Annotated in this window: 7 protein-coding genes; 3 read left to right on the top strand and 4 right to left on the bottom strand. The window is 29.3% G+C overall.

Annotation, left to right across the window (positions count from 1 at the left end; genetic code table 11):
• Positions 1–128: 128 nt before the first annotated feature.
• Positions 129–1,034 carry a ribonuclease H-like domain-containing protein gene (locus tag GFJ41_RS16555; protein ID WP_052169203.1) on the bottom strand — a complete coding sequence of 302 codons (906 nt, stop codon included), beginning with the start codon at positions 1,032–1,034 and terminating at the stop codon, positions 129–131.
• A 77-nt stretch (positions 1,035–1,111) separates the two neighbouring features.
• Here GFJ41_RS16555 and GFJ41_RS16550 point away from each other — a divergent pair, with 77 nt between their 5' ends.
• Positions 1,112–3,154, top strand: coding sequence for an ATP-dependent helicase (locus GFJ41_RS16550; protein ID WP_332841178.1), 2,043 nt, complete (start codon positions 1,112–1,114; stop codon positions 3,152–3,154).
• A gap of 43 nt (positions 3,155–3,197) precedes the next feature.
• On the opposite strand, the gene GFJ41_RS16545 is transcribed toward GFJ41_RS16550, so the two are convergent.
• On the bottom strand, positions 3,198–4,193 hold the full coding sequence (locus GFJ41_RS16545) for an asparaginase (RefSeq protein WP_170075884.1): 996 nt from the start codon (positions 4,191–4,193) through the stop codon (positions 3,198–3,200).
• Positions 4,194–4,880: 687 nt separating this feature from the next.
• Between GFJ41_RS16545 and GFJ41_RS16540 the strand changes: the two genes are divergently transcribed.
• Both GFJ41_RS16540 and thiI read left to right on the top strand, forming a co-directional pair.
• Complete coding sequence (locus GFJ41_RS16540; RefSeq protein WP_170075886.1) at positions 4,881–6,032, top strand: cysteine desulfurase family protein; 1,152 nt, start codon at positions 4,881–4,883, stop codon at positions 6,030–6,032.
• A 16-nt stretch (positions 6,033–6,048) separates the two neighbouring features.
• Positions 6,049–7,227, top strand: coding sequence for a tRNA uracil 4-sulfurtransferase ThiI (gene thiI / locus GFJ41_RS16535; RefSeq protein ID WP_021428497.1), 1,179 nt, complete (start codon positions 6,049–6,051; stop codon positions 7,225–7,227).
• A gap of 41 nt (positions 7,228–7,268) precedes the next feature.
• On the opposite strand, the gene pflA is transcribed toward thiI, so the two are convergent.
• Complete coding sequence (gene pflA / locus GFJ41_RS16530; protein ID WP_170075883.1) at positions 7,269–8,003, bottom strand: pyruvate formate-lyase-activating protein; 735 nt, start codon at positions 8,001–8,003, stop codon at positions 7,269–7,271.
• A 259-nt stretch (positions 8,004–8,262) separates the two neighbouring features.
• Positions 8,263–10,494, bottom strand: a complete 2,232-nt coding sequence (gene pflB / locus GFJ41_RS16525; protein WP_025162292.1) for a formate C-acetyltransferase — start codon at positions 10,492–10,494, stop codon at positions 8,263–8,265.
• Positions 10,495–10,556: the final 62 nt, after the last annotated feature.

Below are 10,556 nucleotides of genomic sequence, written 5' to 3'. Positions count from 1 at the left end.
GCTCAAGAGGATCCCCTGCTAAGGGATTAGGCTGGGTTAACCGGTGCGAGGGTTCGAATCCCTCCTTCTCCGCCAGTAAGAACTGTTGATATTTCAACAGTTCTTTTTTTTACCAACAAAGATGATATTTATAACTCTTTAGAAATTAAAAATTTAGATAAGGCGTTAATATTGTCGACTATAAAATCATTATTAAACTTTATGGGAATTATAGATCCTAATTTATAAAAAAATATTGTATTTCCATTGCTATCGATACCCTTATTAAGATTTATAAATATATTCAATATATTTTCTTCGGTAGAAATAGTATAAGTATCTCTAAATATATTTAATGGAAGTTCAAATTCCTTTCTAGATATAAAATTTAAATGCAAAACAGACTTTGCAATTTTATATTTACTCAAAAGAACTTTATAATTTAAATTGTTTATATTTATATCTATGTAATCCAAACTTTCATCTATTATGTTTTTTATGTTATATATTTTTCCTAAGTAATAAATATCTTCGTAATTATGTAATAGTATTTTTTCTTTTAAACTAATATCTTTACTAATTACAAAATTTTTATATAATTCAACACTTTCTTTTCCGGATATAGTATCTTCTCGTTGTATGCCCATGTATTTTTCTATTGTTTTTAGTTTACAATCAGATAAAGACAGTTTTTCTTTAAATGGTTTTACAATTCTTAAAATATCAATATCATCACATTTATCTATGGAAAAATCAATGTCATTAGAATTAAACCTTGAGTTTAAAAAAGGGATATCAAAAGATACTCCATTAAATGTTATGTGATGATCAAAAGTTTTTATATCATTAATAAATTTTAAAAGTAAATCTTTTTCTTCTTCTTCAGACTCAGCAAAATATTGTTTAATTATTGTTTTGTTATTTAAATTGTATAAAACCCCTATTAATATTACTTTACAATACTTAGGGCTAAGGCCTGTAGTCTCTATATCGAATACGAAATGATTTTTTGGTATATCAATTAAATTATCTATAGTCTTAGTAATAACTTCCATAGGTTTACTCCTTTTTGTGAATATAGTATATAATATTAATTATAAAATAATATAAAGATAGTTCAAGGTGATAAATGATGATAGATATAAATGGATTAAATAGTAATCAAAAAAACGCAGTAATGCATATAGATGGACCTTGCATGGTTTTAGCTGGTCCAGGTTCAGGAAAGACAAGAGTTATAACGTATAGAATAGTTAATATGGTTTTGAATAATAATATAAATCCTAAAAATATTTTAGCTATTAGTTTTACAAAAGCTTCATCAACAGAAATGAAAAATAGAGCTCTAAGCTTGAGTCATGATGTTAGATTAAATAAAGTTAGCTATGGGACATTCCATTCAGTTTTCTTTAGAATACTTAGATTTTTTGAAAAGTACGAGCTGGATTGTATATTAGATGAAAAGAATAAAAAATTTGCTATAAGAGGAATCTTAAAAAATTTAAATATAGAAAATGCAGAAGATGATGATACAATCTTAAATGTTATAAATGAAATTTCTTATGTCAAAAACGAGTTAATGGATAAATTAGATTTTGATCCAGAAATACTTTCGAAGGATGAATTTATAAAAGCTTATAATATGTACGAGGATTATAAGGAAAGTATCAAAAAGATAGATTTTGATGATATGCTTATAAAGACTTATCACTTATTACGAAATAATAAAAGAGTGTTAGAAAGAGTCAGAAATGCGTATAGATATATTTTAGTGGATGAATTCCAAGATATAAATAAAGTTCAATTTGAAGTTATAAAGTTAATAGCAAGTCCAAACAACAATATATTTGTTGTAGGTGATGAAGATCAAAGTATATATGGGTTTAGAGGATCGAGACCAGATTTTCTATTAGAGTTTGAAAGATATTTTGAAAATAGCAAGAAATATGTTCTTGATATAAATTATAGATCAAAACAAGGCATAACAGATACTGCAAATAAGCTTATTCAATTTAATGAAAATAGATACGAAAAAGTAATTAAGTGTGATAGAGAAGAAAAGGGAAGTGTAAATTATATAAAAACTGAAGACTCAGAAGAAGAAGCAAAATTTATAGCTAGAGATATAATTAGCAAATGTGAAGATAATTGTGTTAACTATGATGACTTTGCAGTTATATATAGGACAAATATACAGTCTAGAGCACTAGTAGATGTATTTATGGATATGCATATACCATTTGTTGTTAGAGACTCAATTGTAACTATATATGACCATTGGGTTGCGAAAGATTTATTAGCGTATTTAAGACTAGGGATAGATACAACATTGAGTGAAGATTGGATAAGAATTATTAATAAACCATTTAGATATATATCTAAAGATAGTATAAAGCTTGCAAGTGAGGATAGAGACTTCATAGGTGCATTAATAAATAAGGGAGGATTACATTCAAAACAAGTAAAGACATTAAATGATTTAGAAATAGATTTAAGTTATTTAAAGACATTATCTCCTAAGAATGCAATTTCATATATACGTACTAGTTTAGATTATGATAGATATGTATTAGATTATTGTAGTAATAGGAAGATTAAACCAAATGGGTTAATAGAAATTTTAAATGAACTAGAAAGTTCTTCAAGTAACTTTAAAACTATAAATGAATACTTAGAGCATATAGAAAAGGTTAAATCTGAGATAGTTGAAAATAGAAATAACAAAAACTCAGAGGGAGTAATATTTACGACTATGCATAGTGCAAAGGGATTAGAATTTCCATATGTATATATAATAGGAGTAAATGAAGGAACAATACCTCATGAAAAATCTTATGACATAGAAGATGAAGAAAAACGAAAATCAGCTATAGAGGAAGAAAGAAGATTATTTTATGTAGGAATAACTAGAGCTCAAGATGAACTACATATAAGTTCACCAAAAATGAAATATGGGAAAAAAGTTTTTGCCTCAAGGTTTATTGATAATATAAAGTCTCCAACAAAAGAAGATATAAATGCAATCAAAATTGGGGATAAGATTTTACATAGTAAGTTTGGAGAAGGAAATGTAATAGGGAAAGATGGCAAAATGATAGAGGTTAAATTTAAGGTTGGAGTGAAAGACTTAGATTACTCAATATGCCTAAAAAATGGAATTATAGAGAGAAAATAATAAAAAAAGGTTATTCATATGAATAACCTTTTTTATTATTTATTTAATAGTATATTCCTTCTTCAAACATATCTTTTAATTCATTTAGATTATTTGTTTTTCCTAAAGCAACTATAAGTTTTATTCTAGCCTTTTGCCCAGGTAAATCACCAGCAAATATACATCCTAGATTTCTTAAATCCCTACCAGAACCTAAATATCCATAACTATCAAAAACTCTACCAGAATGGCATCTAGATGCTATAACAACTGGTATATCTTTGTTTCTAGCATATTCTACACCTTTTAACATTTCTGGAGGTATATTTCCTCTACCCATAGCTTCTATAACTATACCTTTACATCCTTTATCAGCTGCAAACTTTATAAAAGAATCATCCATACCAACACCTGATTTTATAAGAGCAACATCAGACTCAACTTTATCTACTAAGATTGTTTGTCTATCAACTATATCTCTAGATAATACAAGTTTATCACAGTCAATTATTCCTAAAGGACCACAAGTTAAAGATTTAAAAGTATTTAATGTAAGTGTATTAGTTTTAGTAGCTTCAGATGCTAATAAAACTTCATTACTTAGAACAACTAAAACACCTTTATTATAAGCTTCATCAGAAATAGCAGTACAAACAGCTGCAGCAAGGTTACTTGGACCATCATATCCAAGTTCATCACTACTTCTCATTGCACCTGTAACTATAACTGGTTTAGGTGTATCTAATGTTAAATCTAGGAAATAGGCAGTTTCTTCTAAACTATCTGTACCATGAGTAACAACAACACCAGAAAATTCGTCTTTTGAAATTATATCGTTTATATAATTTCTTAAACTAAGCATTTTCTCAGGTGTCATATGAGGTCCTGGAATCTCATCGAAGTTGTATATCTCTATATCAGCAACTTTATCTATGTTAGTTACCATAGACATTATTTGCTCCCCAGATAGAGATGGTATAGCAGCGCCTATTTTTTCATCTACAGTCATGGAAATAGTTCCACCTGTAAATACTATAGCTACTTTTTTCTTGTTTTGCATAGTATCGACCCCCTAAAATTTTTATTATATATATACATTAAATTATACCAAAAAAAGCGAGATAAATGTAGAATTGAGCATAAAAAAAAGAGCTTGGGGAAGCTCTTTTTGCGTTAAACTAACTTCCGTTGTCAGTTTAACATTGGATATAAAGTCTATCCGTTCAAAAGGGGTATTGGGAATAGAGATTTTAATTAAGGTTATCAGGGGGATAACCATGTGTATATAATACCAAGATTCGACAGAAAAATCAATAGTTTTTGAAAATATATTTAATTAAAATTGAAAATTGATTTTAAACATAAAAAAAACCTACTTCTTTTCCGTTAAGAAGTAGGATTTAAATGAATGTATACATCCATTTAAAAGGGGTATTGGGAATAGAGATTTTAATTAAGGTTATCAGGGGGATAACCATGTATACATAATACCAAGATTCGACAGAAAAATCAATAGTTTTGACAAAAAAATTTAAAAAACATTAATTTACGATAAAAATAGATATAAAAAAAGAATAAGAGCAATAGAAGTGTGTAATTATAGCGCTTTGCTATATAAAAAAAGAGAAAATAGTGGTATAATAGTAAAAGTTTCACTAAAATTATATGATAATTTAAATAGTTAATTGGGACAATAATATAGAGTATAAATAGTATGATTAAATACAAAGAAAGTTGGTGTATTAGTATGGAAATATACTTAGATAATAGTGCAACAACTAAGCCATATGAAAAAGTAGTAGAAAAAATGGTATATGCACTTACTACAGATTATGCAAATCCTTCAGCTGTACATAAAAAAGGTGTTGAAGTTGAAAAAAATATAAAAAAAATAAGACAAGAAATAGCTAGAAGTATAGGATGTAAAGATAAAGAAATAATATTTACATCAGGAGGAACAGAGGCTAATAATACAATCATAAGAGGTATTGCAAATCTTCACAAAAAGAGAAAAAATCATATAATAACTACAAACATAGAACATCCATCAGTTTTAAGAACAATGGAAGATTTAGAAGAACAAGGATTTGAAGTTACTTATCTAAAAGTAAATGACAAAGGAACAGTAAATATAGATGATGTAAAAAATGCAATAAAAGAGAATACTATATTAATTAGTATGATGCATGTAAATAATGAAATTGGAAGTATACAACCTATAAAAGAAGTAGGTAAGTATCTAAGCACGTTAAAGGAAAAAGTATATTTACATGTAGATGCAGTTCAGTCATTTGCTAAAATCAATTTTAAACCATCTAGATATAACATAGACTTTATGAGTGTTAGTGGACATAAATTACACGGACCAAAAGGTATTGGAATTATGTACGTAAAGGAAAATAACAAAATAAAACCTATGTTAACAGGTGGAGGACAAGAAATAGGAATAAGATCTGGAACTGAAAATGTAGCTGGTATATATGGACTAGGAGAAGCTATAGATATAATAATGTCAGATTTAAATTCAAAAATAGAGAAAATAGAAAAACTAAAAGTTTTACTAAAAGATTTTATAGTTGAAAATATAGATGATATTAAAGTGAATTCTCCTGATGACGGTGTATGTCATATATTAAATATATCATTTAAAGATGTTAAAGGAGAAGTGCTACTTCATCATTTAGCACAGCAGGGTGTATTTGTATCTACAGGATCAGCTTGTTCATCAAAGAAAAAGGGAAGCCATGTTTTAAATGCAATAGGGCTTACTCCACAAGAAATTGACGGAGCTATAAGATTTAGCTTATCGGATATGACAACAGAAGAAGAAATAAATGAAGCTTGTGAAATAATAAAAAAATCAGTAGAAGAACTTAGATTTATAATAAGAAGACGATAATTAAGAGGTGATAAATTTGTATAATATAGCTATAGTTAAGTACGGAGAAATCGGTGTAAAAGGAAAAAATAGATATATATTTGAAAATAAATTAATAAAAAATGTAAAAAATATGTTAGCGCATATAGGTAAGTTTAATGTATATAAAGAATATGGAAGAATATATGTTGATTTAGGAGAATATGCAGAAGACTATGAAGAAGTATTAGAAGAAATCAAAAAAGTATTTGGAGTTGTAGGAGTTTGCCCAGGTATAAGAGCAGAAAAAGACTATGATAAATTAAAGCAACTAGCACTACAACTTTTAGAAGAAAAGATAGAAGAGGGTTCAGAATCGTTTAAAGTTACTTCAAGAAGAGGAGATAAGAGTTTAGAATTAACTTCTCAAGAAATGAGTAAAGATATAGCTGGATTTTTAGTTTATAATGTAAAAGATAGAATAAAAGTTGATGTTAGAAACCCAGAGACAACTATACACTGCGAATATAGACAAAATCATGTAATGGTATATAGTGATACAGTTCCAGGGTATGGAGGTCTTCCAGTTGGAACAAATGGTAGAGCAATGTCTTTATTATCTGGAGGAATAGATAGTCCAGTTGCTTCTTGGATGGTTGCAAAAAGAGGAGTAGAAATTGAAGCTATACATTTCCACAGTTATCCATTTACTAGTGAAAAATCACAAGAAAAAGTAAGGGACTTAGCTCAGATACTAGCAAAATATTGTGGTAAAGTTAGACTTCATAAAGTTAATATATTAGAAATACAAAAGGCAATAGGCGTATCATGTAAAGAAGAAGAAATGACTATAATATCTAGAAGATTTATGATGAAAATAGCTCAAAGAGTAGGAGAAATGAGATTCTGTGATGCATTAGTTACAGGAGAAAGTATAGGACAAGTTGCATCTCAAACTATACAAGGATTAACTTGTACAAATGCTTCTGTATCATTACCTGTATTTAGACCTCTTATAGCAATGGATAAATCAGAGATAATAAAAATAGCTCAAAAAATAGGAACATTTGAAACATCAGTTATACCAGAAGAGGATTGTTGTACAGTATTTTCTCCGAAAAGTCCTGTAACAAAACCTAAATTAGATAGAATAGAGAAATCAGAATCATCTTTAGATGTAGAAAAACTAATACAAGATGCAATCGACAATATGGAAGTTGAAGTATTTGAATTTTAATAAAAAAAGGATCTATACCATTTTGTATAGATCCTTTTTTATTATTTATTATGAGTTATTACACCAAACTCAGCTAGTATTTTAGATGCTTTTTCGATATCTTCGTTAGTAGCATCTGGAACATATTTTAACTCATATTCAAATCCCATGTTTTCCCATTTATGAACGCCTAGAGTATGGTAAGGAAGTAATTCGACCCTATCAACATTTTTTAGAGTTGATATGAATTTACCCATAAGTTCTAAGTTTTCTCTATCATCTGTTATTCCAGGAACAAGAACGTGTCTTATCCAAACAGGTATATTTCTATCGCTTAAATGTTTAGCTAATTCTAATGTCTTATCTATGCTAACACCTACTAAATCTTTACATTTTTCAGGGACCATATGCTTTAAATCAAGTAAAACTAAATTTGTATAATCAAGTACTGGATCTATGACATCTATGTTTACAAAACCAGATGTATCTAAGCATGTATGAATTTCATTTTCTTGAGCTTTCTTAAATAAATCTTTTAAAAATTCAGGTTGAAGAGTAGCTTCACCACCAGAAACTGTTAAACCTCCTCCAGAGAATTTCATATAAGAAGAGTATTTTTTTACTTGTTCTATTATTTCATCAGTAGTGTATTCAGTTCCACCTTTAACATCCCAAGTATCTCTATTATGACAGTACTTGCATCTTAAAGGACAACCTTGCATGAATAATATAAATCTAATTCCAGGGCCATCTACAGTCCCAAATGTTTCTATTGAATGAACTCTACCTTTTACCATTTTATCCACCTCGTTAATTATATATTATACTAATAAAATTTATCATCTAAAATAATTGTATACATTATACTTTCTACCCACTATTATAAAACATTAAACGTATAAAGTCTATTAAATAGTTTTTTTAATTCATGGGAATTTATACTTAATTTATTTATTAGTGCTTAGAAAAAAAGAGTGCAAACTGATGAGGTTTGCACTCTGAATATACTTTGATAATTGATTGTTATAATATGTTTACATGTATATTAAGTTATAATTAGCACATTTTTCCGTGGAATGTTCTATTTATAACGTCTAATTGTTGCTCTCTAGTTAACTTGATGAAGTTTACAGCGTATCCTGAAACTCTTATAGTTAATTGAGGGTATTTTTCTGGATGCTCCATAGCATCTTCTAAAGTAGCTCTATCAAATACGTTTACGTTTAAGTGATGAGCATTTTGAGCAAAGTATCCATCCATCATTGAAGATAAGTTGTTTACTCTTTCATCCATATCTTTTCCTAAAGCACCTGGTACTATAGAGAAAGTATTAGATATACCATCTTGAGCATGCTCGTATGGTAATTTAGCAACTGATGATAATGATGCTAAAGCACCGCTATTATCTCTTCCGTGCATTGGGTTAGCTCCTGGAGCAAATGGCTCACCAGCTCTTCTTCCGTCAGGAGTGTTACCAGTTTTCTTACCATAAACAACGTTTGAAGTTATAGTAAGTATAGATTGAGTATGATAAGAATTTCTGTAAGTCTTGTTCTTTCTTATCTTATTCATGAAGCTTTCAACTAATTCAACAGCTATATCGTCAACTCTGTCATCGTTGTTTCCGTATTTAGGGAAATCTCCTTCAACTTCGAAGTCAACAACTATTCCTTCTTCATTTCTTATAGTTTTAACTTTAGCGTATTTTATAGCAGATAATGAGTCAGCACATACTGATAAACCAGCTATACCACAAGCCATAGTTCTGAATACGTCTCTATCATGTAGAGCCATTTCTAATGCTTCATAAGAATACTTATCATGCATGAAATGTATTACGTTTAATGTATTTACATATAAGTTAGCTAACCAATCTGTAAACATATCGAATTTTTGCATAACTTCATCGTACTCTAAGTATTCAGAAGTTATAGGCTCGAATCTAGGTCCAACTTGCTTGAATTTCTTCTCATCTACACCACCGTTTATAGCGTATAATAAAGTTTTAGCTAAGTTAACTCTAGCTCCGAAGAATTGCATTTGTTTACCTATTCTCATTGCAGATACACAACAAGCTATACCGTAGTCATCTCCCCAGTAAGGCTTCATTAAATCATCGTTCTCGTATTGAACAGAACTTGTGTCTATTGATACTTTAGAACAGAAGTTTTTGAATCCTTGAGGTAATTGAGTAGACCATAATACTGTTAAGTTTGGCTCTGGAGATGGTCCAAGAGTATATAAAGTATTTAACATTCTGAATGAGTTTTTAGTTACTAATGTTCTACCATCTAATCCCATACCACCTATAGACTCAGTTACCCAAGTTGGGTCTCCAGAGAATAAATCGTTGTATTCAGGAGTTCTTAAGAATCTAACCATTCTTAACTTCATAACGAAGTGGTCCATTATTTCTTGAGCTTCTTCTTCAGTTAATACACCAGCAGCTAAATCTCTTTCGAAGTATATGTCTAAGAAAGATGATACTCTACCTAAAGACATTGCAGCTCCGTTTTGATCTTTAACAGCTCCTAAGTATCCGAAGTATGTCCATTGAACAGCTTCTTTTGCGTTAGTAGCAGGTTGAGCTATGTCGAATCCGTAAGATGCAGCCATTCTCTTTAATGCTTCTAATGCTTTTATTTGATCAGATAATTCTTCTCTTAATCTTATAACTTCTTCATCTATACATCTAACTTCTAAAGAAGCTTTTTGATCTAATTTATCTTGTATTAATTTATCAACACCGTATAGAGCAACTCTTCTGTAGTCACCTATTATTCTACCTCTACCGTAAGCATCTGGTAAACCAGTTATTATACCAGCACTTCTAGCAGCTCTCATGTCAGGAGTATAAGCATCGAATACACCTTGGTTATGAGTTTTTCTGTATTTAGTGAATATTTCACTTATTTCTGGGTTTAATTTGTATCCGTAAGCTTCACAAGAAGTTTCAACCATTCTTATTCCACCGAAAGGCATTGCAGCTCTCTTTAAAGGAGCGTCAGTTTGAACACCTACTACTGTTTCTAAATCCTTGTCTATATAACCAGGACCGTAAGCATCTATTAAAGATACAGTATCAGTATCTACGTCTAATGTTCCACCATTGTCTCTTTCCTTTTTGAAAAGATCCATAGCTTCATTCCATAATTTTTTAGTGTTCTCAGTTGCTCCAGCTAAGAAAGAATCATCTCCCTCATATGGTTTGTAGTTTAATTGTATGAACTCTCTTACGTTTATTTCTTTAGTCCATCTACCAGTTTTGAATCCTTGCCATGCATTCATGTTGATAGCCTCCTTAAGTTTATATGTGTTGAGTATATTTATTTTATAAAATCTAGCTAGAT

Source organism: Paraclostridium dentum (assembly GCF_012922555.1).
GTDB classification, from domain to species: domain Bacteria; phylum Bacillota; class Clostridia; order Peptostreptococcales; family Peptostreptococcaceae; genus Paraclostridium; species Paraclostridium dentum.
This window is presented reverse-complemented; position numbering and strand designations above follow the sequence as displayed.